Here is a 22,062-nt window from a genome sequence, read left to right on the forward strand (position 1 = left end):
GTTGTAAGCTCGTGTATAGAATGTTTGCTGTAGTAAAAAGAGAACAACCTTTTGTAAATTTAGTACGATATAATTTGCATATGTCTTAGAATACATGGATTGACACAGATTATTACATTTTAATACCTTCTCGTATGGTTGTGTAATTTGGGACATTATTTGTGATGTTTGTGTTTTATTTTTAGGTTTTGGCTAAAGCCAATGAAATTATGATTTATTTGTCTGGCCGGGCTAAAGCCCGCCCCTATTGATATTGATATCCGTGTGGATATACAAGGAGAAAAATAGTTGTTTAACGACAAGATCTTTTATCTTTTATCTTTTATCTTTTATCTTTTATCTTTTATCTTTTATCTTTTATCTTTTATCTTTTATCTTTTATCTTTTATCTTTTATCTCCTATAAATACTTCCTAAAGTTCCAGAACCTTCTTTTTTTAAGGTAATTCAAATTATGTTCATTGGCATAGGCTTCTCTTTCAAATGAGATTCTTCTGTATGCCTGATAACCGTCTTTTAGCTTAAAAAACCAGTAATAATATTCAATAACATAGAAAATATAGAAAAATATGATAAGCATCTCCAGCTGTTGTCTCAAATGGATTTTCTCATGATTGATAAGTGTATAATTTTCCTTATCTTCGGATTTCCTAATGAAGATAAAGGGAAAGAGAGCAATGCCGTTAATTTTTAGTTTTTTTAATGGCTTTTGGCATACAATTATCATACTAACAAATATAAAAAGTTTTTTGACTTGCATTTAACTTATGGCCCATTATGACATCAAAGAAGGTGAAGACTTTTATTATAATGAACAGGGATATAAAGTTTTTACAGAGAAATTCCATCTGAAAAGAGGGTATTGCTGTAAAAGCGGCTGCAGGCACTGTCCTTACGGGTACGATAAAAAGACTGATACATTCATTAAAATTGACAAAAAAAAATAAATAAAATGAAAAAATATATTTTTATTTTGTTGGCAGCAGCTACATTAGGTTTAACTTCTTGTAGCCCGTTTCAGGTACGTTCAGATTATGCTGAAACCGCCAATTTCAATTCTTACAAAACATATAAAATAAGAATTGATGATCTTAAATTGAATGATATTGATAAAGACAGAGTTCTGAATGAGCTTTCAAGACAGCTTCAGACCAAAGGACTTCAGTCCGGAGAGAACCCTGATCTTATTGTCAACGTAAAAGCAAATCATAAGAAGGTTACAGATATACAAAGTTCTTCTCCTTACGGAATGTGGGGCTGGGGCGGCCCATTCGGATGGGGTGTTGGAATGAACAGAACATGGACAAGCAATTATAATGAAGGAGCGCTTATTGTTGACCTTATTGATTCAAAATCCAATAAACTGGTATGGCAGGGTATCGGAAGCGGAATTTCTGTAGATTCTCCAAAGTCTAAACAGAGACAGATTCCTGAAATCATGGCTGAGATTATGAAAAATTATCCGCCACAAAGAAAATAAGATTGATAGCTATTATTATATAGGCCGGTACTTTTGTACTGGCTTTTTTGTTTTTATGAATGCTTATTTTTGAGATACAGGTACGTGATGCAAGGCGCAAGTTGGAAAATTAAAGCTACTAAATTTCTTTTCTTATTCAGTTTAGCCTACAATATGAATACCGAAATTTAGATTCTCACGGAATGACAAAGATGGATAAATAAGCTAAGTTTTCACAATCATTTTCGCCAACTTTATTTCTTCATTGGGTATCAATTATCGTTCATCAATCATCATTTATCCTTCTTTGGTGAAAGCAAAATGCGGTACATTCAAAATTAATAATAATGTAATTTTTTATTCACAAAAATGTAGTAATCTTGTGGAAAATTATATTAATATGAAAAAAATCATCTTATTCTCTGTATTCTCGGGGCTTGCCTATGCTCAGGCTCCTTCGGGATACTATAACTCTGCCAACGGATTGAGTGGTGCAGCCTTAAAAACTGCTTTAAGCAGCATTATCACCAGCGGACATCAGGATAAAGGCTACAATGGATTATGGACAGCCTATAAGACCACTGACATTGATAAAGACTACGAAAATGATGGATCTATTCTTGATATTTATTCAGAGAAACCTGTAGGTACCGATCCTTATAAATATACACCAGGATCTAACCAGTGTGGTACTTATTCTACGGAAGGAAATTGCTATAACAGAGAGCATATTGTTCCTCAAAGCTTATTTAGTCAGGCTTCACCAATGGTGGCGGATATTCACTTCATCAGAGCTACAGATGGTAAAGTAAATGGAATGAGAAGTAATTATCCATTCGGAAAGGTTGGGAGTGCTACTTTTACTTCCCAAAATGGATCAAAATTGGGTAATTCTGCTTCTTCTGGATATTCAGGGACCGTTTTTGAGCCGATTGATGAGTTTAAAGGGGATGTTGCCCGTATGATCTTCTATTTTGTAACGCGTTATCAGAGTAAACTTTCTTCTTTTTCTTCTGGAAATATGTTGGGAAGTTCTACATTTCCGGGGCTTCAGACCTGGGAACTGAATGTTCTTTTAGCATGGCATAATCAGGATCCTGTTTCTCAGGCTGAAATCAAGAGAAATAATGCTTCTTACACTTATCAAGGAAATAGAAACCCTTTTATTGATAATCCAAGCTATGTAAATCTTATCTGGGGTTCTCAACAACCAACCAGTGACACCCAGTCTCCAACAACTGCTACAAGTTTAGCCGTATCTGCCAAAACATCTAACAGTATTTCTCTTACATGGAATGCTGCTACAGACAACGTGGGAGTTTCTGCCTACAATGTTTATATGAATGGAAGTCTGCAAACTACGGTAAGTTCAACTTCTACTACAATTTCAGGATTAACACCATCTACAACTTATAGTTTCTATATTGTAGCCAAAGATGCTGCAGGAAATTCATCTTCTAACAGTTCTTCCGTTTCAGGAACAACAAATGCAGGAACAACCAATCCTAATCCATCCACAGATTGTGCCAATGAAAATTTTGAATCAATTCCAGCTGCAAGTTCTACCTATTCTACCAAAACATGGAGCAATGGTGGAATTTCATGGACCGCTACAGATTCGAGAACTGACCAAACGATCAATAATAAAGCAATTACAGTAAGAAACGGATCATTAACATCAGGAAGTTCTGCTAATGGTATTGGTTCTTTAACAGTAACTACACAGTTGAAATTCTCAGGAAATAATGATGCTTTTGATGTGAAAGTAAACGGAACTACAGTAGGAACAATTCCTTACAGTACTACAGCAACAACAACGACTATCAACAATATTAATGTTTCCGGAAATGTAACGGTAAGCCTTGTGAATAAATCAACCAGCAACAGAGTGGCTATTGATGATCTGAAATGGACATGTTATTCCGGAACTTCTGTCAGACAAGCTCAAAGTGTTACCCCAGAGGCTACACAAAGCTTTAAAATTACCCCTAACCCGATCACGAATCAGGAAATCACTGTAAAAGGTGATGTTCAGAATATCAAAAAAGCTGAGATCTATACCTTACAAGGAAAAGTTCTGCAAACAATTGACAGACCTTTCAGAAATGGTAATGTAATCAGAACAGAAACGCTTAATCAAGGAGTTTATATTTTAAAACTGGATGGAACTACGATGCAGTTTTTAGTTAAATAATTCAAAAATATTCATCATAAAAAATGGCTGGTCTTCTTGTAAGGCCAGCCATTTTTGTTCTCGCAGATCTTGCTGATTTCGCAGATTTTTCTGAATGTTATGTTCAGACGTAAAGTTTTTATTTTTGGAGTTCTTTATTTTAATGAGTAAAGAATTTAATCAGCAAGTTGATTTGATGAAGCAAAAGACAGAACTCTGATGTTGAGTGACGCAAGGATTTATTTATATTTTTGGAGAGTAAGGCACAAAGATTTTATCTGCGATAAAATTGTTGATTCAAATTATCTTTGTTAATCTGTTTCAATGAACTCCTTTATTTATCAGACTTTAGAAACTTCCAGCTACCAACCCCCAGCTTCCTTACTTACTAAGCTTATCTTTTTCTTCAATTATTTTAGACCAGTCGGTAAACATTTTGGTAATGGTTTTCTCATTCATCAGGCAGAAAAAGAACATTCCTGCAAAAACGGTTAACCAACAATATGCTAATTTAATTCCATTCCTATCTGTAATAAAATAGAGAACGAAAATGGTAAGAATTCCCAATAAAAAGGTAAACATCAACGTATATAATAATACATTGATGATATACATATTCAGCTTTATTTTTCTAAAAACCCAGCCTACCAAAGCGATGGGAAGCGCCAGCAGTATTGGAGTAAGAAGTGCTGCAAAAATCAGCATTTCGGGATGAGCCATCAGGTCTTTCTCGAAACCGAAAAAGGTGTTAAAACTGTACTCCATGGTATTGTTTTTCCTGTTCTGTTACTTCTAGCAGGATTTTATCTTTATACCCAAGCATTTTTGCCAATATCACATTCGGGAACTCATGAATTCCTATGTTGTAAAGGTTAACACTGTCATTGAAAAACTCTCTTCTGTCGGAGATTTTATTTTCCAGTTCCGAGATTCTTTTCTGAAGTTCAAGAAAGTTATTATTGGATCTCAGTTCCGGATAATTTTCAGATACGGCAAAGAATGAAGATAAAGCTTTTGAGGTCTCATTTGCCAACGCTGTTTTCTTATCTGAATCTGTGGTGGTAGTGTAAACGGTTCTCAGTTCCGTCAGCTTAGTAAGAATGTCTTTTTCGTAGTTCATGAAATTTTTGGCTACGCTTACCAGATTGGGAATTTCATCTGCTCTCTGCTTCAGAACAACATCAATATTGCTGTATGCTTTATCCACATTGAATTTGAGCAATACTAATTTGTTATATAGATTAATCAGAAAGCTTATCACTGCTACAGCAAGCAGGGCAAGTAATATGATGGCTACGGTTTGATTCATTATTGTATGAGTATATAAATGATGATTAATAAAATGATTGAACAGGTGAAAAGAAATGATCTTAACAACGGCTGGTATTTATTCCACACAGAAATTCCTGATGATGAAGTAATCCCAAGAACTTTACGGTGTTCATCTTTTCTGATGAACGGAACTCCGTTTTTTGAATCGGCATAACCTACCAACAGCATCTGTTGACCGTTTTTTAAAAGAGTTTCTTTATATCTTTTATTATATGTACTGCTGATATTGGTTTCTCCCAATAGAACCAATTCAATTCCTTCGGGCTGGACACCAATAGTTCCTGTAGCATCTTTCATTTGGAAAGTATTGCATTGGGTCTCCCTGTGAACCGTTGTATAGGTATACTTTCCATCTGAGTCTTTATCAACGTCTTCAATGGTGTAATAATATCCGATACATTCTTCATTATTCACCGGTGAGCGCAAAGGAGTTTCCATTATTAACGTTCCTTCTACTTCAACAAGTCCTTTGGCCAGTGAAGCTATTTTAGACGTAGGCAGTGAAGCCTGTAATCTTAAAAACCGTTTGGCTCCGGAAGGCTTCAGAATGGTAAAAAAGATCAGGATAAAAATTCCCAGAGGAATACAATGCAAAACAAGGCCTGCATACTCATCATAGTTGGTATTTATATCTGAAAGGTATGCATGCAGCGGCATTTTTTCTTTAAAAATAAGCCATAATATATAATAGAGAAAGCAGAACAAAACTATTCCTAAAATGGCATAGCCTGTGGGTGACATTTTTTTCTTATTCTCCATATATTTTGTGTTTGAAATCTTTTTTCAATTAGTGTTATCTCAAAAATACATTTTTATTTCAGAATCATTCTGCTTTTTCTTTTAATGGGCTTGCATCAGTGTTTAAGTATCATCAGCAATATACATCCTACATTCAATCCAATAATTACGAGAGCTCCATATAAAGAAAGAGTGATCCGCTTTTTAAAGGTTTCATTTTTAATATACGTGCTGACTAAACATGTAAAAAAGGCTGCTAATCCGGTAAAAACACATCCCAATATGAGCATTATCCAATCGAGTTCAATGCTGTTGGCATCTTCATTGGCTTCACTGTCTGTAATTCTCAGGGTCTGCCCTATTGCAGGCGGATGATCATCGGTAATATCCAATGTTTTTATGACTTCTTCTCCCTTGAAGTTGGTGTATTTTACTCTAGGAAAATATACTGGTTTATTGTAACGTCCGGAAGTAGGGAAATTTTTGGTAGCAATATTTTCTTTTTTATACCCGATAACAACAGCTTCATATTGTTTTTCCGAAAGGGTTCTGTATGCTTTCTCCCAAAAAAAACTATAAGATAAAACCATCGTTATAGAATTGAGAGAAATGATTAACAGACTTATAAAAAACAATATAAATCCCTTTTCTAAAATTCCTGATTTCCCTTTTACGACACTTCTCTTTTTTAGAATTTTATCAAAAATCCTATAAGCGATATAGCAAGAAAATAAGCATACGATTAAAAAGAAGTATCCTAAAAAGGTCATATTTTATTTTGATAAATAATGAGTATCGAATTTATTGTTCTCTATTGGATACTAGAAGTCTGGTCAGGTATTGGTTGCCAAACTCAAGACGAACAAAGCGATTATCCATTTTAAAAGTAACTACCGTTAAAGCGCTTGAAGTATTGGCATCAACGTCTACCGTAGTCTGATACAGCTGTGCTTTATATCTTGCAAACTTGGTTTTACATTCTGAAGCTGAGCTTTCATTGAATACCAATCCATAAGGTAAACCAGCAACTTTTTGATCTCCATAATACTGAAGGGCATAATATTCTTCCCCATCATTCATTTTGGCGTAGATCAGATTGAAAACCTCATCGATATCCCAGCTTGAGTATTTTCCACCTTTGCAGGTCTCACATTCCGGCTCACTTGGCTGTATTTCCAAAAGTTTTGTAAAGGTATCAGCTGTTGTTGGCAACGTAATCAATTGTTTCTTGCCGAATAATGCCTGTAACTTCTTAGATGTGGTTTGTTGTATTAGCCTTCTATTGTCAAGCTCCTCCATTTGAGCTGTAGCCTGTGCTTCTGCTGCGGCCATCTGTTCTTCCGTAGGTTCTGCTGCCGCATCTGCTGTAGCCTGTACGGAAGAAAAATTTGGTCTCTTATAGGTTAACAGGAATTCTTTGATTTCGTTTTCTACTTTTCCTGTTGATTTAGTAAGCTTTACATCTACATCCTTCTTTGACCAACGATCAGGAACAATAGATTCAATATCAATAGTAACTTTTGTACTTTTTTTGGAGATCTTCTTAAAGCTCACCATCCAGCTTGCCCGCTCAATGAATTGCTTGGATTTTGCGCCTTTATTTAGCGCAAGATTCAGGTAAGGATTTTTATCTCCACCATCATATTTCAGGTTAAAAAGATCAACAGTGGTTGAAAAGTTATCCTCCATGGCAGCGGCGTCTGCTGCAATTTCCTTTGTGTAGTCATTTTTAAAATCAAAAATGATATTTTCAAGGATATCAATACTTTTAGGTACGGTAAATTCTACTTTTTGTGCAAATGACAAACTGAAGCACATGGTACTCATTGCCGTAAAAAGTTTATAGTTTATATTGATTTTCATTGTATTCGTTTTTTATAATTAAAGGTGTTATGATAAAAAAGACTGCCTTACAAGGACAGTCTTTTTATTTTAAGTGATGAAGACTTAGCTGCTTGGCCAAAGTCCTGCATATTCAGAATTACCATAAGTAATAGTTTCCGCGCTTACTACAAAGCTAACCAGCATATTATTGCTGTCTATTGCATCAAAGTCAACTTCATGTTGAATTACATATCCATTTTCCCATTTCAAAGTAATTAACGTTCCTTCTTCGTGAGATTTATTGAAATTGATTTCTCCGCTTGTAGGCTTATATTTGCTGTTCAGTATACTTTCCAATACATCAGATTTCTCTGTTGCTTCGATGGTTACTTTAATCAATGCATTTGACGGATCTGATGCTACACGTCCTGAAACATCTGTAGCTCTTGAAACGCTGTAATTAAGTTTTAATAACTTCTGACCTTCACCTCCATTGAATTTTAAGATTCCTCTTGAATTTCCTGCCATATTCTTAAATTTAAATCATTAATGATAGCCCTGTTTAAAGGATTTTCTAAAACAAAGATAGACTTCATGTTCTAATCTAAAAAGTTTTAAGGTCACTGTTTCAAAAATTGTAGTAATTCTACTACTTTACTGTTTTCAAAATTATAGAGTCTTCAAAAAAGGACTTTGCCTTTTAAGCTTCTCTACCCTATAATCAGAAATGTTTGTAAACATAGGAAACCACCATAATCACAAGATTGATAACAATCAGCGTCATTATAACAGATGAATATTTTCTTTTCTTATCTATAAAACTTACTCCCAGAATGAAAAAAAACAATAATACAGTGTATACCGCGGGGTACATTTTAAATGCTTCTGAAAACTTTCCTTCAAAGACCAGAACAATGGCCCGCTGGGCACCACATCCCAAACATTCCACACCCAGAAATTTCTTACTGGGGCAGGTCAGCATAAAGTCTTCTATTTTCATTTCCGTGGAATTATATAGTTTAAATTATTATGAAGAGATCTTAGCTCTGGTATATTGGTGAGGGAAGAAGCAGTTTTCTTTCATTTCAAAACTTCCCTGAACTGCAATGTATGGATTTCTTAAAATTTCTCTTGCTACAAAGATCAAATCGGCTTCTCCATTTTGAAGGATTTCCTCAGCCTGTTCTACTTTTGTAATTAAACCTACAGCTCCGGTTTTCACATTCGCTTCGCTTCTTATCTGAGAAGAAAAAGGAACCTGATATCCATTGAAAACTGGAATTTTTGCGCCATGGATATTTCCACCGCTTGATACGTCTACAAGATCCACAGAATGCTCTTTCAATACTTTCGCCAAAGCGACACTGTCCTCGATATCCCAACCGTTTTCCGCATACTCGGTTCCGGAAATTCTTACAAAAAGGGCTGTATTGTCATTCAGTTCTTCAATTACAGCATCTACAATTTCAATAAGAAAACGGATTCTGTTCTCAAAACTTCCGCCATATTCATCGGTCCTGATATTAGATAACGGTGAAAGAAACTGATGAATCAAGTATCCATGTGCTCCATGAATTTCAATGACATCAAATCCAGCTTTTACGGCTCTTCGGGCTGCTTCTTTAAAATTCTGAACCTGTTCTTTTACCTCATCTGTACTTAATGCATGCGGAATTCTTTCCGAAGGATGATAAGGAATAGAACTTGGTGCAATGGTTTCCCAGCCTTCTTCAACAGGGATCTGCAGATTATTCCATGTAGAGCCTTTTCTTCCTGCATGAGCCAGTTGGATTCCTATTTTACTGTCCGAATTTTGATGAACAAATTCTACAATTCGCTGTAATTTCTCTGCCTGTTCATCATTCCAGATTCCCATGCAGTGATTGGTAATTCTGCCTCTCGGTTCTACTCCTGTGGCTTCCACAATAAGCAAACCTGTTCCGCCCTGTGCTCTGCTTCCGTAATGCACAAAATGGAAATCATTAGCCATTCCGTTTTCGCATGAATACATACACATTGGAGACATTACCCAGCGGTTTTTTAATTCTACATTCCTGAATTGTATTGGAGTATATAACATTTTATAGTCTTAAAAAATTGAACTTTTTTACCGGAAGAATAAAATATTGCCCACCTCATTAAAAAGAACTAATTTTACCCCCCTTTTTTACTGTACAATATATGAAAAAAGACATACAGATCAGTTACGAATATTTTAAAAATAGCAGCGAACTGAACGATATAGAAAAACAATTATTCGAAAGAGCCAAAGCGGCCCGCGAAAATGCTTATGCACCCTACTCACTGTTTTTTGTGGGATGTGCTGTATTACTGGAGAACGGAGAAATATATTCCGGAAATAACCAGGAGAATGCAGCGTTTCCGTCAGGACTTTGTGCTGAAAGAACTACCCTTTTTTGGGTTGCCGCCAACTTTCCTGATGTAAAGGTAAAAAAGATCTTCGTTGTGGGTGGTCCTAAGGAATTTCATGAGAAAAATCCTCCGATTCCTCCTTGTGGAGCCTGCCGCCAGAGTTTAATAGAATATGAAACCAAGCAGCACGAAAATATCGACCTTTATTTTTCGAGTATGAATGAGGAAGTTGTAAAAGTACATGCGGTGAAAGATTTGTTGCCTTTCTATTTTGATTCGTCATTTTTATAAGACGAATTTTTAGAATTTCAATTCATGATTCTAAAATAAATATTCAGTTTTTGCTGTGGTATTTAAAATAATATGGACTTACATTTTCTGATAAGTTCTATCTGATTAAACCAACAGAAGTTCTGTTGGTTTTTTTATTTTGATACTGTGGTTGTATGGTTGGAAAACGCAAAGACGCTATTTTTTTTCCATTTAACGCTTTATAAAGGCGCAAGGATTTTATCTTCGATAAAATTGTATACCGCTGAATATTGCCACGAATTATTTTAGATTAGACAATTTTCACCAAACTGTCATTCCGACGAAGGAGGAATCTGAATCATTACTAAGATTCTTCATTTTGCATCATTGCATTTTCCAACAATCAGTATAAGATAAAAATCTGCGAAATCTCCTAAATCTGCGAGAAAATATTCTATATATAATTTTAAGCTCTCGCAGATTATTCTGATGAAGCAGATCTTTGAAAAGTATAAGAAATAAAAAAGGCTGCTTTATTTCTAAAACAACCTTTTTATTTTTTACATTACCAATTAGTCTTCTGTTTCCTCTTCGTCTTCATCATCTTCATATTGCTCCAGGTAGTAGCTGAAAGTGAAATCTTCCACTTCTTCCTCTGCATCTTCCAATGTGGTTAAAAGATCTTCAAAGATTTCAAGCTGATCTACCGTCATATTCACGAATTCAATGTGAAGCGGCATTTCAAGGTCTCCGGTAATGGTATCGAAAAGCGCATCAAGGTTATCTCCGAAATGTTCAGGAAGCTGAACTTTTTCTTTTAATTGAGCATAGAAATCCTCATAATCGCCTATGTCTGTAAAATCTATATATACTGTCTTCATATTGAACTAAATTTCCAATTTTTACTGATTAAAAAAGTTTTGCATTTCTTGCAGAAGTCTGTTTCCTCATTGGTAGGATTTTTACCTTCTGCATCTCTCATAAAGCACATTTTTTCGGGACAATGTGGCAACCCTTGGGTATGGCCAAGCTCATGAATAGCAATTTTATAAAACTGCTCATCTGAGTTCTCTTTATTTAACCTGAAATCTGAAGCTATGCAAGCTTTCCCCGGTCTATATCCTAAACCCATGATTCCAAAATCCTTTATCTTTCTTTTGGTTGCACTAATATCCTTTGATGTAAGTCCAATGGTAACAAAACCTTCTTTTGTCCTATTATTTAAAAACTTAATCGTTGAATCTGCTCTGTAACGGTTTCTTTCCTTATAATAAGCATTTTCCGGAAAGTCTATGGCTTCAAGCACTTTACTATTAGGGTATATTTTTTTTATTCCTTCGGCAACTGTTTTCACTTTTTCAGGTTTTATATCTCTGAATGGCTGAATCAGTATGGTTATCACAGATTTTTGTTCCGACTCTTTCACTGTTGGTTTCTTTTCTGAGCATGAGAACATCAGAAATAAACACAGTGCATACACAAAACTTTTATTTTTCAAAATTACTACTTATCCTGATTTAAATGCAAATTATACTCTTCTACTTTTTATACTTCGGGTTTTGTCATTGCGAGGAACGAAGTGACGAAGCAATCTCAAAAAACATCCATAATATCCTGAATAGTGTTTGTTAGGTCGTCCCATTCAGGATTTATACTATTAATTAAGTTAAGCTTCTTCTGTCTTGATCCTGCTTTTATTTGTTTTTCTCTGGCAATGGCATCTCCTATTTCCTGAAAAGCTTCCCAATACACAAGTATATACAATTTATATCTTGATGTAAAACTTTGAGAATAATAGGCTTCCTTATGTTGTTGAACACGTTTAAGCAGGTTTGAGATAATTCCGGTATAAAGAGTTGTATGATTTTTATTGGTCATTATGTAAATAAAACCTGCTTTCATCAACCTATAGAATTTATTGTAATGAAAAGATTGCTTCGTCGCCTTGCTCCTCGCAATGACGATTACTGCTTTTCAAAACTCTTATAATGGTTTTTGGTAAGGTAAACGTCTCCGTTTTTAGTATAGATAATACGGTCTGCATTTCTTCCGCCACAATCATAGTTGACATCAGCTTCAAAATATTGATTTCCATCCGGAAGTCTTCCTTCTCTGTTACCAAATTTATCTCCGCCAATAGCTCTTCCGGGAAGTATTTCACAAAGGTTTCCCTTGGAAGGATTCCAGCCCTGGTTTCTTGCCTCTCTTTTAGTGATATAGTAATCTGGAAGCTTATGGTTTTGTTTTACATAGTTAATAACCGTTTTTTCTTCAGTCAGTTTTTCAATAGAAACCTGAGCTGATGAACTTCCTGCATTGTACTGATCTTCTGTAGAAGCATTTCCATAACTTACTGCCTCTGTTTTAGCCGAAGTTGCATGGTCTTTACTTTTAATAAAATTATTATAGATATACATCACAGACATCCCGAAGAGAAGCCCAAGACAGATAAAAAATACAGATCTTATTTTACTGTTCATAATAATAATTGTTTAATGTAACAATGTATCATTTTAGCAATGTAACAATTACTATAAGCTGTTACATTGCTAAAAGAGTACACCTATTTATGATTCTCTCCAGTCTTCAGGAATATCACAAACCGGAATAGGATCCATTTTATGTTTTGCAACCTTATGCATTCTGTCAAAGATCTGGAACACTTCCTTATCTCTTCCTTCATACTCCTCAGCTGTTTTGGTTCCGTATTCTTTCTGAATTTTTTCCAACTCAGGATACGTGGCGCCAATCTGCTGCTCATCGGTACGGTCTACATCCCAAAGCCCATCTGTAGGAATAGCTTCCTGAATACTTTTAATCAGATTTAATCCTTTTGCCAATGCATAAACTTCGGTTTTATAAAGATCTCCGATTGGCGAAACGTCTACTCCACCATCACCATATTTTGTATAAAACCCAATTCCAAAGTCTTCCACTTTATTTCCGGTTCCGCACACTAAAAGTCCGTTAATCTGACCGTAGTAGTACAAGGTAAGCATTCTCAAACGGGATCTTGTATTGGCAAATGCCAGTTTTTCGTTTGGATACAGATCATCATGTACATCAAAAGTTTTGTAAAGCTCTTCAAAAGCTGGGGTTAAATTGACAGACATAATCTCCACGTTTGGAAATCTGGATTTCAGGTCGTTCATATGGTCTTGTGCGCGGTCTACCTGGTCAGCTTTCTGGCGGATCGGCATTTCGATCAGTAATGTTTTTAATCCTGTCATTGCGGCCAATGTAGAAACCACTCCTGAATCCACTCCTCCTGAAACTCCTAATACATATCCGTTTACTTTGGCTTTTGTGGCATAATCTTTTAACCAGCCAACGATATGATCTATCACTTTTTGTGTCTGCATCGTTTATATTTTTTTAGTCTATTCCAAATTCTTTAGGATATTTCACCATCCCTTTTTTATTTTTTAATCCGTCTTTTACCAGCTCAATAGCCATTCCGTTAACTTCCGGAATTTCAAACGGAAATGAGATCCCAAAATTACTTGTTTTTTCGTAACCAAACCTAGGATAATAATCTTCATGCCCAATCAGTATTACCGATTGGTATCCTAATTTTTGAGCAATAAGATGACCTTCCCGAATCAATTGCCCGCCAATTCCCTGATTCTGAAACTCCGGTTTTACAGAAACAGGAGCCAAAGCAAGGGATTCAAAGGTTTCCGGACCATTTTCAATGATCAGTTTTGTAAACAAAATATGTCCGGCAATTGCTCCATTTTCTTCCTCAGCAACTAATGACAACTCAGGAACAAATGTCTCAGATTGTCTTAATTTTTCAACAAGAAAATGTTCCTGATGGTCACTATGCTCCATATCTTTGAAGGCTTCTTCTGTAAGTATAAAAACCTTCTCATAATCTTTTTCCTCTTCCTGTCTTATTGTTATCATTACATATATTTTTCACGTTTAAGTTCATACCAAGAACACTTGACCCCTGAGTCTTCAAATTCTCCTGTATTTTCAAAACCCAATTTGGTTAAGATATACTTGGACCCAGTGTTTCCTGAATCAGCATAAGCGTATATCGTATTTGCTTTCAATTCGTTAAAACCATAATCCAGTGTGGCATTTGCGGCTTCCCACGCATATCCTTTCCCCCAAAACTCAGGGATAAAACGATAACCCAGATCTAAGGTTTCAACATGTCCGTTGATAGTTTTTTTTAATAGTTTTAATCCGCACCATCCTATTAACAATCCGCTTTCTTTTTCGATTACAGCCAGTCTTCCTACTCCATTTTCTTCATATTGTTTCTGAATCATTTTGATTACTTTCATTGATTCCTCCTTGCTTTTTACAGGAGCTTCAAGGTATTTCATCACTTCAGGATCAGAATCCATAAGAAACATGCGTTCATCATCAGTCTCTTCAAGTTTTCTTAAAATCAGTCTTTCTGTTTCTATTATCATTTCAATTATTTTTTCTCTCTTTTTAATTCATACCAAAAGCAAATGCCGTCTGGCTCTTCAAACTCACCTGTTTTCTCAAATCCAAGTTTTCTTAAAATATGATTGGAAACATCATGTTCAGAATGTGCACATGCATAAATTGTCTCTGCATTCAATTCATTAAACCCGTAATCCAGAGAAGCAATTCCCGCTTCCACAGCATATCCTTTACCCCACGATTCGGGTAGAAAACGATATCCCAGTTCCAGAACATTCTTATGCCCATTTGTTTCTTTGGTTAATAATTTCAATCCGCTCCATCCAATAACCTTTCCATTTTCTTTTTCAACAACGGCAAGTCTTCCCACTCCGTTTTCTTCATATTGCTTTTGGATCAGTTTAATAACATTTTTAGATTCATTGATGTCCGTAGATACCGGTACACCAATATATTTCATCACTTCAGGATCAGAATCCATAAGGAATACCTGCTCAAAATCTGCATCTTCAAATTCTCTTAAAATCAGTCTTTGGGTTTCTATTTTCATATTATTAGTTTTATTCATCAGTTCCAAAAATGGTAACATCTGTCTTTAATCCTTTCTTAATATCTGCTTCCTTCATTTTATTTCCGTCTACATTTAAAGTCTGTAGGGCTGGGTTTCCTGAAATATCTATGTGCTGGATTTTATTGTGTTCTACATTCAGTCTCCTTAGATTTTTCAGCTGAGACAGATCAATCGTTTTTAGTTGATTTAAAGATAATGTTAATTGGTCAATTTTTGGTACTGCCTTCAGGGAAATAGCCTCCAAAAGGTTATTATCTATATACAAAGAAGTAAGGTTTTTCAGATTTTCCGCTTTAAATGATGTTACTTTACATCCTGTACATGAAAAAAGGTTCAGTGTATCCATATCTTTCAAAACAATGGAAGGTATGGCATTATCATCCAGCATAATCATTTTTACATTTTTAAAGAAATGGAGGTCCTCTACGGAAGTAATTCCTTTTTGAACCAAAAACAGATTGTTAACCGCTTCTGCTTCAGCCTGACTGATGATTCCATCTTTATTTACATCACAATTTTCTATGACTGCCTTTTCAAGATTTTTATCTTTAAACTCAAGCTTCTGGCCCTGTAAAAGAGCTAAACCGAAAATCCCCATGAGAACGGTAAATATTTTAAATTTCATCATGAAATGTCCATTTAATCCTTACTTTTGTAAACTTAATGTAAAAATAATGAAGATTTTCAGATATATTGCCGTTTCTTCTGTTTTAATTATGGGGTTAAACTCCTGCAAAAAAGAACCTGAAAACCAATGGAAAATAGAGGTAAAAGACACCGCCGAAAAAATCGAAATGACGGATATTTCCAAAGAGTTTTACAATCCAAATACTCCATTAAATCAGTTTAAAGCTCAGTTTCCATGGTTCCAGGGAACCGTTTCTGATGCGGATTTCTCTAAAAGAAGAGCTGATGCGGAAGAAATTAAGATCTATAAGGAAGCTATTGGAAAGATAGATCAAGCTAAATTGCAAAAAGATCTTCAGGGATTATTTTCACATATCAAACATTATTTTCCACAGTTTAAAAGTCCAAAGGTATATCTGTTTTCATCAGCATTACAAATGGTTCAAGACCCCATTTTTTATGATGAAAAAGGAAATTTTTTATTCATAGATATTACTGGTTTTATGGGGGATGGCAATGCTCACTACAAAGGGTTGGAGCTATATTTCCAGAAATCGATGAACCCACAAAATATTGTTCCGAAAGTTTCTCAACTTTATGCTGAAAATATTGTTACAGAATCTCCGGATCATCAAAAATTCATAGACCAGGTAATTCTTAACGGAAAAGTTATGATTCTTCAGGATGCATTCCTTCCCGATTTCCCAGATTATCTGAAAATGAATTATACCAAAAAACAATATGAATGGGCTACGTACAATGAAGCCAATATCTGGAATTATTTTGTGGAAAGTAACCTGTTATTTGGCGATGATCCAAGATTAGGAGAGCGTTTTATTGCTCCAGGGCCCTTCTCAAAGTTCTATACTGAAATAGACAATGAATCTTCCCCACAAATCGGAATTTTTACAGGATGGCAGATCTGTAAAGCCTATCTCAAGGAAAAGCCTGACACGAAACTTACAGCTTTCCTGAAAATGGACGCTACTCAAATTTTTAACGAATCCGGTTATAAGCCAAGTGTAACAAAGTAACCGTTATTTCATACCTATCTAAGACTTTTTGTAACTACAGAAAGTCTTTTTTTATTTACACCAATCACACAATGTCTATGGAAAACCTAATTAGCATACAGGATCTAAGCTATGGATTCACTCAAAATAAACTCATTCTCAAAAATGTAAGTCTTTCTGTTCCGAAGGGAAGTATTTTTGGATTTCTGGGAGCTAACGGAGCTGGAAAATCTACCACCATGAAAGTAATGTTGGGAAATCTTCCTGATGAGAATAACGCCATTGAGATCTTTAATCAAAATCTTACTTCACTTTATCCTGATGGATTTCAAAAAATCGGAAGTCTAATAGACAGTCCTGCTTTCTACGATCATTTATCAGGCTGGGATAATCTTGTTATTCTTTCCAGATTAAGAGAACTTCCCGATTCGGAATGTGAAAGGGTTTTGCATCTCGTTGATCTTTGGGAGAACAGAAATGTAAAGATGAAAAGATATTCTTTAGGAATGAAACAAAGGCTTGCCATTGCTATGACACTTCTGGGATCTCCGGAGCTTTTAATTCTTGATGAACCTGTAAACGGTCTCGACCCAAACGGAATGCTGGAAATCCGTGAGTTATTGTTGAAACTGAATAAAGAACAGGGAATCACCATATTTATTTCAAGCCATTTATTACAGGAAGTAGAGAAAATGGTCACTCATTTGGCCATCATCTCCCATGGTTCGATTAAATTTTCAGGAAGTGTTGAAGAGCTCAATACTTATTATAGACATAACCGGGTAAGAGTAGGCTTACATGAGCCTTCTGCCTTTCTGCAATATATTCCGGAGAATTATACGCCACAAATCATCGACGACCATACAATAGAAGTATCGGTTCAGTCCAAAGAGGATATTGCTAAGCTTACTAAAATCCTGGTTCTTAAAGATGCTGAAATTTTTGAGATCAGAAACAGTGCAGGATTGGAAGACTGGTTCATGGAAATCACTAAAAATTAACACCAATGAAAAAATTAATAACATTAGTTAATACCGAATGGCTGAAAATAAAAGGATTGGGTTTGGTATATCTGGCATTAGTTATGGGACTTTTAATTCCTGTAACAGGATTTTTATTTCAAATCAATAATCCCAGTTTCTTTACATCAGAAGATCTTCCTTTTTCTGTTTTTGAAGATGCTATCACCGGAAATCTTAAAGCATTTTCTATGTTCCTGCTCCTGCTTTATATTGTGATTGCGGCCAACAGAATTGCTCAAACCGATCATAAAAATAATGGCTGGCAGCTGATGGAAACACAGCCCATCAGTAAATTTCAGCTTTATTTTTCAAAATATCTGGTGGTATTAGCCCTAACCTTTCTTTGTATTGCAGCCTACATAGGGTTTACGATTCTTTTTTCATTATTAGATTATTATCTTCATCCTAGTGAGGTAAAACTGCTCACTTTTGATACAGTCTGGACTTTAAAAACATTCATAAGGCTTTGCGTTGCCATACTGGGAATTGCAGCTCTCCAGTTATGTGTGTCTGTTGCTTTTCCTGGATTTATCTGGGCTTTTCTTATAGGAATTCTAGGGCTTATTGCCAATATATTTTCTTTGGTTCAGAAAATCACACTTCCATTTTGTCCTTATAATTCGCTCTATATTCTCTCCAAAGCTTCTAATATTAAAAGTTTGAATCATTTCATTACCTACAGTGAATATTTAAGCATATTCTGGGCTATTGTATTTCTGATTGTTGGGTATTTCTGGTATAAAGGAAAAGGGTTTAAGACTGCTTTTTTAAACCCTAAAAAACAGATCTTTTATTCATCTGCATTTATCCTTATAACAGCAGGAGCCTATTTTATTTTACAGAAACCTAAGTCTTATACAAGTGAAGGAACCGGTGTATTGGTTCAGGGGAAAATTGAAACTGATCTGAAAATAGATTCTGTAAAAATCTTCTCTAAAGATTTCCATAAAGAAATAGGAAGTGCTGCTGTCAAAAACGGAATCTTTTTATGGCAAACCAACCAACAGCTTCCATTCGATCAGTACAGCCTTGAGTTTGGTACTAAAAAGATTGATTTTATGATGGGAAATGGCGATCATTTTGATTTTAACATCCGGTACAATGCAGCTAATATAGAGTATTTCCTTACGACTAATCGATCTGCGGAACAGGAATATAAAAATAAAGAAGATGGATTTGGATATGAGCTTTCCTACTCTATTGAACAGCAAAAATACAATGATAATCCTACAAAATTTTATGAGCTGGCACAGGCTGACTGGGAAAAGAATATAGACAGACTCAGCCATTACACAGACAGTGAAAACAATGCATTATCTGATGAATACTTAGGATACAGAAAACAACTATTGGCGATTCAGTATTTGAATGAGATTAATAATTACAGAAAAATGACCTCTTGGGACGATCCTAAATTCGCTGCTCCAAAGGCATTTTTAAACGAACTGAATGCTAGAATTACCAATCCAACTATTCTGTTAAGCAAAAATGATGATTACCTTCAGTATAAACTAGATCAGATGCTTACAGATAAAGAAAGATTATCTAATCCGGACAGTATTCTTTTCGTTAAGCTAAATACTTTACCCAACACCCTTAATAAGGACCGTCTATTGACTAAACATCTTGTAAAAAGCATGGAACTTGAATCTGACAGCATTTCCAGAAATCAGCTTTTTGACAGAGAATTTAAGTTGCTGAACAATACTGATTATAAAAAATTAGCAGCATCCAAACTTGAACAGCTTAATATGTCTCAAAAAGGAGCTCAATTTCCGGATTTAAAATTCCTTGATGCGCAGGGAAAATCTCATCTTCTCTCGCAATACAGAGGCAAATATGTGGTTATTGATCTGTGGGCTACCTGGTGTGGACCCTGTAAGCAGATCCGTCCGGTATTTGATACCAGAAGCCACCAGTACCGTTATTATGATAATATTCAGTTTATCTCGATCAGCCTGGATGAAAGTCAATCTAAATGGCAGAATTATTTAAAGACAAAACCTTCAAAAATTCCTCAGTTCTGGCTGTCTGACGCTGTTGAATTTATGAGCAAATATAAAATTCAATCCATTCCAAGGTTTATTATTATTGATCCTGTGGGTAAAGTTTTTAACCTAAACAGTCCATTTCCTGATGAAGATAATTTCGTAGAAATTTTGGATAAGCTGAAGAAGTATTAACTTTGCTAAAAAATTTTAGATTGATATGAGAAAAACTCAGATTACGATAGATGTAGAGTTAGATGAAAACCATGTTCCGGAAAACATTACATGGAATGCTCAGGATGGAGGTATTGAAAAGGAGGAAACAAAAGCTACCATGATCTCTGTATGGGATGATAAAACTATGGAAGCTCTAAAAATAGATCTTTGGACAAAAGAAATGCCTGTAGATCAAATGAAGATGTTTATCCACCAGATTTTAGTTTCCTTGGGAAATACTTACCAAAGAGCAACCGGAGAGGAAGATGTGGCACAATGGTTGGAAGAAATTGCGGAAGAGTTTGCTGTAAAATCAGCTATAAAGTAAAAACGTTCACAATAAAAATGTAACAATGAAACAATTTAACAGTGTAACAATTCTAAAACATTGGTAAATTGGTACACTGTTAGATTGATAAATTATAAAATATTATGAATTTTAATACCAAAGTAATTCACGGAGGGCAGCATCATGAGTCTGCAACGGGATCTGTAAACGTTCCTGTATTTTTAACCTCTACGTTTGCACAAAAAAGCCCTGGAGTACACTCCGGATATGAATATTCAAGAGCAGCTAACCCTACAAGACAGGCGTTAGAAGATTCTTTAGCTAGTATTGAAAACGGAGCAAGAGGTTTAGCTTTCGGTTCCGGTCTTGCGGCTATCGACTGCGTTTTGAAGTTATTAAACCCTGGTGATGAAGTAATTGCGGTGGATGACCTTTATGGTGGTACTTACAGAATGTTTACCAGACTTTTTGAAAAATATCAGCTGAAGTTCACGTTTGTGAATTTTGATGATGTTTCTAAAATTGCAGATGTAATCACAGATAAAACTAAGCTAATCTGGGTAGAAACTCCAACTAACCCATTGATGAAATTGGTAGATATCAAAGCTGTAGTAGACATTGCTAAAGGAAAAGATATTTTAGTTGCTGTAGACAATACTTTTGCAACCCCTTATATCCAAAGACCAATTGATCTGGGAGCTGATATTGTAATGCACTCGGCTACTAAATATTTAGGTGGACACTCAGACGTTATTGCAGGTGCTCTTATTGCTAAAGATGCAGAATTAGGTGAAAAGCTTCACTTCATTCAGTTTGCAAGTGGTGGTATTTTAGGACCTCACGATTCTTACCTTGTATTAAGAGGAATCAAAACATTGGCATTAAGAATGCAGAGACATTCTGATAACGGACTTGCTGTAGCAAAATACCTTGAAACTCACCCAGCAGTTGACAAAGTAATTTATCCTGGATTAGAGTCTCACCCTCAGTTTGAGCTTGCAAAATCTCAGATGAAGGAATCAGGAGGAATGGTTTCATTCACTTTCAAATCCGGAAAGAAAGAAGATGCCATTAAGTTCCTTGAAAAAGTAAGAGTATTCACTTTAGCTGAATCTTTAGGTGGTGTAGAATCTTTAGCGAACCACCCTGCTTTAATGACCCATGCTTCTATCCCGGCTGAAAAACGTGCTGAATTGGGAATCACTGATGACCTTGTACGTTTAAGCGTTGGTATTGAAGATGCAGATGATCTTATTGCAGATCTGGAGAAAGCATTTTCTTAGCATAAAAAAATAAAACATAATGAGAAAGATTCATATTTTATTGTTATTAGTTTTGAGTCAATTTACATATTCCCAGGTACAAGAAACCGATGAATTATATAAAACGGCAAAAAAGCTGGACAGCCTAATATTTGATGTAGGATTTAATAAATGTGATCATTCTCATTATGATTCTATCATAAGTGACGATCTTGAATTTTATCATGACATTGGAGGAGTTACTTTAGGTAAGAAAGCATTTATTACATCTGCTAAAAATAATATTTGCGGTTCCAAGAATAAGTTGAAACGGGAGTTGGTTGCAAACAGCATGAAAGTATATCCTTTACATAAAGATAAAACACTTTATGGATTGATACAGGAAGGAAATCACGATTTCTTTTTTATGGAAGATGGACTATGGAAAAAAGCAGGACAGGCAAAGTTTACCCATTTGTGGATTTTAGAAAATAACCAATGGAAACTTAAGCGTGTTCTAAGCTATAATCATCACTAA

The 22,062-nt window shown here is 35.3% G+C and carries 28 protein-coding genes; 10 read left to right on the plus strand and 18 right to left on the minus strand.

What is annotated here, in order from left to right; all coding sequences use genetic code 11:
- Window positions 1–399 precede the first annotated feature (399 nt).
- Window positions 400–726, minus strand: coding sequence for a hypothetical protein (locus BLS98_RS23605; RefSeq protein WP_089737354.1), 327 nt, complete (start codon window positions 724–726; stop codon window positions 400–402).
- Between the two features lie 40 nt (window positions 727–766).
- On the opposite strand from BLS98_RS23605, the gene BLS98_RS15105 reads away from it, so the two are divergent.
- The 3 genes from BLS98_RS15105 to BLS98_RS15115 all read left to right on the plus strand — a co-directional run bounded on the left by BLS98_RS15105 (window position 767) and on the right by BLS98_RS15115 (window position 3,652).
- Window positions 767–946 (plus strand): DUF5522 domain-containing protein, encoded by a 180-nt coding sequence (locus BLS98_RS15105; protein ID WP_089737355.1) that lies wholly within the window; start codon window positions 767–769, stop codon window positions 944–946.
- Window positions 947–951: 5 nt separating this feature from the next.
- Window positions 952–1,479, plus strand: a complete 528-nt coding sequence (locus BLS98_RS15110) for a DUF4136 domain-containing protein (RefSeq protein WP_089737356.1) — start codon at window positions 952–954, stop codon at window positions 1,477–1,479.
- A gap of 379 nt (window positions 1,480–1,858) precedes the next feature.
- Window positions 1,859–3,652 carry an endonuclease gene (locus tag BLS98_RS15115; protein ID WP_089737828.1) on the plus strand — a complete coding sequence of 598 codons (1,794 nt, stop codon included), beginning with the start codon at window positions 1,859–1,861 and terminating at the stop codon, window positions 3,650–3,652.
- Between the two features lie 360 nt (window positions 3,653–4,012).
- Here the strand turns inward: BLS98_RS15115 and BLS98_RS15120 are convergent, their stop codons facing one another.
- The 8 genes from BLS98_RS15120 to namA all read right to left on the minus strand — a co-directional run bounded on the left by BLS98_RS15120 (window position 4,013) and on the right by namA (window position 9,605).
- A complete protein-coding gene (locus BLS98_RS15120; RefSeq protein WP_111994780.1) occupies window positions 4,013–4,396 on the minus strand; it encodes a hypothetical protein in 384 nt (127 codons plus the stop codon).
- The gene (locus BLS98_RS15125; protein WP_089737358.1) at window positions 4,380–4,940 is read right to left on the minus strand and encodes a LemA family protein; all 561 of its coding nucleotides are present in this window, start codon (window positions 4,938–4,940) and stop codon (window positions 4,380–4,382) included. The genes BLS98_RS15120 and BLS98_RS15125 overlap by 17 nt, the downstream gene beginning before the upstream one ends.
- Entirely contained in the window at window positions 4,940–5,722 is a 783-nt protein-coding gene (locus tag BLS98_RS15130; RefSeq protein WP_089737359.1) for a hypothetical protein, read from the minus strand. Before BLS98_RS15130 ends, BLS98_RS15125 begins: the two co-directional genes overlap by 1 nt.
- A gap of 95 nt (window positions 5,723–5,817) precedes the next feature.
- Complete coding sequence (locus BLS98_RS15135; RefSeq protein WP_089737360.1) at window positions 5,818–6,291, minus strand: hypothetical protein; 474 nt, start codon at window positions 6,289–6,291, stop codon at window positions 5,818–5,820.
- A gap of 211 nt (window positions 6,292–6,502) precedes the next feature.
- Window positions 6,503–7,564 carry a hypothetical protein gene (locus BLS98_RS15140; RefSeq protein WP_089737361.1) on the minus strand — a complete coding sequence of 354 codons (1,062 nt, stop codon included), beginning with the start codon at window positions 7,562–7,564 and terminating at the stop codon, window positions 6,503–6,505.
- An 84-nt stretch (window positions 7,565–7,648) separates the two neighbouring features.
- Window positions 7,649–8,053, minus strand: coding sequence for a type VI secretion system tube protein TssD (gene tssD, locus BLS98_RS15145; RefSeq protein ID WP_089737362.1), 405 nt, complete (start codon window positions 8,051–8,053; stop codon window positions 7,649–7,651).
- A 193-nt stretch (window positions 8,054–8,246) separates the two neighbouring features.
- On the minus strand, window positions 8,247–8,525 hold the full coding sequence (locus tag BLS98_RS15150) for a DUF2752 domain-containing protein (RefSeq protein ID WP_089737363.1): 279 nt from the start codon (window positions 8,523–8,525) through the stop codon (window positions 8,247–8,249).
- Between the two features lie 27 nt (window positions 8,526–8,552).
- Window positions 8,553–9,605 (minus strand): NADPH dehydrogenase NamA, encoded by a 1,053-nt coding sequence (namA, locus tag BLS98_RS15155; protein WP_089737364.1) that lies wholly within the window; start codon window positions 9,603–9,605, stop codon window positions 8,553–8,555.
- Window positions 9,606–9,706: 101 nt separating this feature from the next.
- On the opposite strand from namA, the gene BLS98_RS15160 reads away from it, so the two are divergent.
- Complete coding sequence (locus BLS98_RS15160) at window positions 9,707–10,189, plus strand: cytidine deaminase (protein ID WP_089737365.1); 483 nt, start codon at window positions 9,707–9,709, stop codon at window positions 10,187–10,189.
- A 533-nt stretch (window positions 10,190–10,722) separates the two neighbouring features.
- Here BLS98_RS15160 and BLS98_RS15165 read toward each other — a convergent pair.
- From BLS98_RS15165 to BLS98_RS15205, 9 genes are all read right to left on the minus strand, one after another.
- The gene (locus BLS98_RS15165) at window positions 10,723–11,031 is read right to left on the minus strand and encodes a barstar family protein (protein WP_045499946.1); all 309 of its coding nucleotides are present in this window, start codon (window positions 11,029–11,031) and stop codon (window positions 10,723–10,725) included.
- Window positions 11,028–11,576, minus strand: a complete 549-nt coding sequence (locus tag BLS98_RS15170) for a Zn-dependent protease (protein WP_167356240.1) — start codon at window positions 11,574–11,576, stop codon at window positions 11,028–11,030. Before BLS98_RS15170 ends, BLS98_RS15165 begins: the two co-directional genes overlap by 4 nt.
- Window positions 11,577–11,743: 167 nt before the next feature.
- Complete coding sequence (locus BLS98_RS15175) at window positions 11,744–12,052, minus strand: GIY-YIG nuclease family protein (protein WP_089737367.1); 309 nt, start codon at window positions 12,050–12,052, stop codon at window positions 11,744–11,746.
- 62 nt (window positions 12,053–12,114) lie between these two features.
- Window positions 12,115–12,630 carry a ribonuclease domain-containing protein gene (locus BLS98_RS15180; RefSeq protein ID WP_089737368.1) on the minus strand — a complete coding sequence of 172 codons (516 nt, stop codon included), beginning with the start codon at window positions 12,628–12,630 and terminating at the stop codon, window positions 12,115–12,117.
- An 87-nt stretch (window positions 12,631–12,717) separates the two neighbouring features.
- Complete coding sequence (gene nadE, locus BLS98_RS15185; protein ID WP_089737369.1) at window positions 12,718–13,512, minus strand: NAD(+) synthase; 795 nt, start codon at window positions 13,510–13,512, stop codon at window positions 12,718–12,720.
- A 13-nt stretch (window positions 13,513–13,525) separates the two neighbouring features.
- Entirely contained in the window at window positions 13,526–14,059 is a 534-nt protein-coding gene (locus tag BLS98_RS15190; protein ID WP_089737370.1) for a GNAT family N-acetyltransferase, read from the minus strand.
- Window positions 14,059–14,580 carry a GNAT family N-acetyltransferase gene (locus tag BLS98_RS15195; RefSeq protein WP_089737371.1) on the minus strand — a complete coding sequence of 174 codons (522 nt, stop codon included), beginning with the start codon at window positions 14,578–14,580 and terminating at the stop codon, window positions 14,059–14,061. Before BLS98_RS15195 ends, BLS98_RS15190 begins: the two co-directional genes overlap by 1 nt.
- Before the next feature lie 5 nt (window positions 14,581–14,585).
- Window positions 14,586–15,107, minus strand: a complete 522-nt coding sequence (locus BLS98_RS15200) for a GNAT family N-acetyltransferase (RefSeq protein WP_089737830.1) — start codon at window positions 15,105–15,107, stop codon at window positions 14,586–14,588.
- A gap of 10 nt (window positions 15,108–15,117) precedes the next feature.
- Window positions 15,118–15,756, minus strand: a complete 639-nt coding sequence (locus BLS98_RS15205; protein WP_089737372.1) for a leucine-rich repeat domain-containing protein — start codon at window positions 15,754–15,756, stop codon at window positions 15,118–15,120.
- Window positions 15,757–15,802: 46 nt separating this feature from the next.
- On the opposite strand from BLS98_RS15205, the gene gldB reads away from it, so the two are divergent.
- The 6 genes from gldB to BLS98_RS15235 all read left to right on the plus strand — a co-directional run bounded on the left by gldB (window position 15,803) and on the right by BLS98_RS15235 (window position 22,062).
- Complete coding sequence (gene gldB, locus BLS98_RS15210; protein ID WP_181575090.1) at window positions 15,803–16,789, plus strand: gliding motility lipoprotein GldB; 987 nt, start codon at window positions 15,803–15,805, stop codon at window positions 16,787–16,789.
- Window positions 16,790–16,866: 77 nt separating this feature from the next.
- Window positions 16,867–17,769, plus strand: coding sequence for an ABC transporter ATP-binding protein (locus BLS98_RS15215; protein ID WP_089737833.1), 903 nt, complete (start codon window positions 16,867–16,869; stop codon window positions 17,767–17,769).
- Window positions 17,770–17,774: 5 nt separating this feature from the next.
- Window positions 17,775–19,973 (plus strand): thioredoxin-like domain-containing protein, encoded by a 2,199-nt coding sequence (locus tag BLS98_RS15220; RefSeq protein WP_089737373.1) that lies wholly within the window; start codon window positions 17,775–17,777, stop codon window positions 19,971–19,973.
- A gap of 25 nt (window positions 19,974–19,998) precedes the next feature.
- Window positions 19,999–20,322 (plus strand): gliding motility protein GldC, encoded by a 324-nt coding sequence (gldC, locus tag BLS98_RS15225; protein ID WP_089737374.1) that lies wholly within the window; start codon window positions 19,999–20,001, stop codon window positions 20,320–20,322.
- Window positions 20,323–20,426: 104 nt separating this feature from the next.
- Entirely contained in the window at window positions 20,427–21,566 is a 1,140-nt protein-coding gene (locus tag BLS98_RS15230) for a cystathionine gamma-synthase (RefSeq protein WP_089737375.1), read from the plus strand.
- Window positions 21,567–21,585: 19 nt separating this feature from the next.
- Window positions 21,586–22,062, plus strand: coding sequence for a nuclear transport factor 2 family protein (locus BLS98_RS15235; RefSeq protein ID WP_089737376.1), 477 nt, complete (start codon window positions 21,586–21,588; stop codon window positions 22,060–22,062).

Source organism: Chryseobacterium jejuense (assembly GCF_900100075.1).
In the GTDB taxonomy this organism is placed as follows: domain Bacteria; phylum Bacteroidota; class Bacteroidia; order Flavobacteriales; family Weeksellaceae; genus Chryseobacterium; species Chryseobacterium jejuense.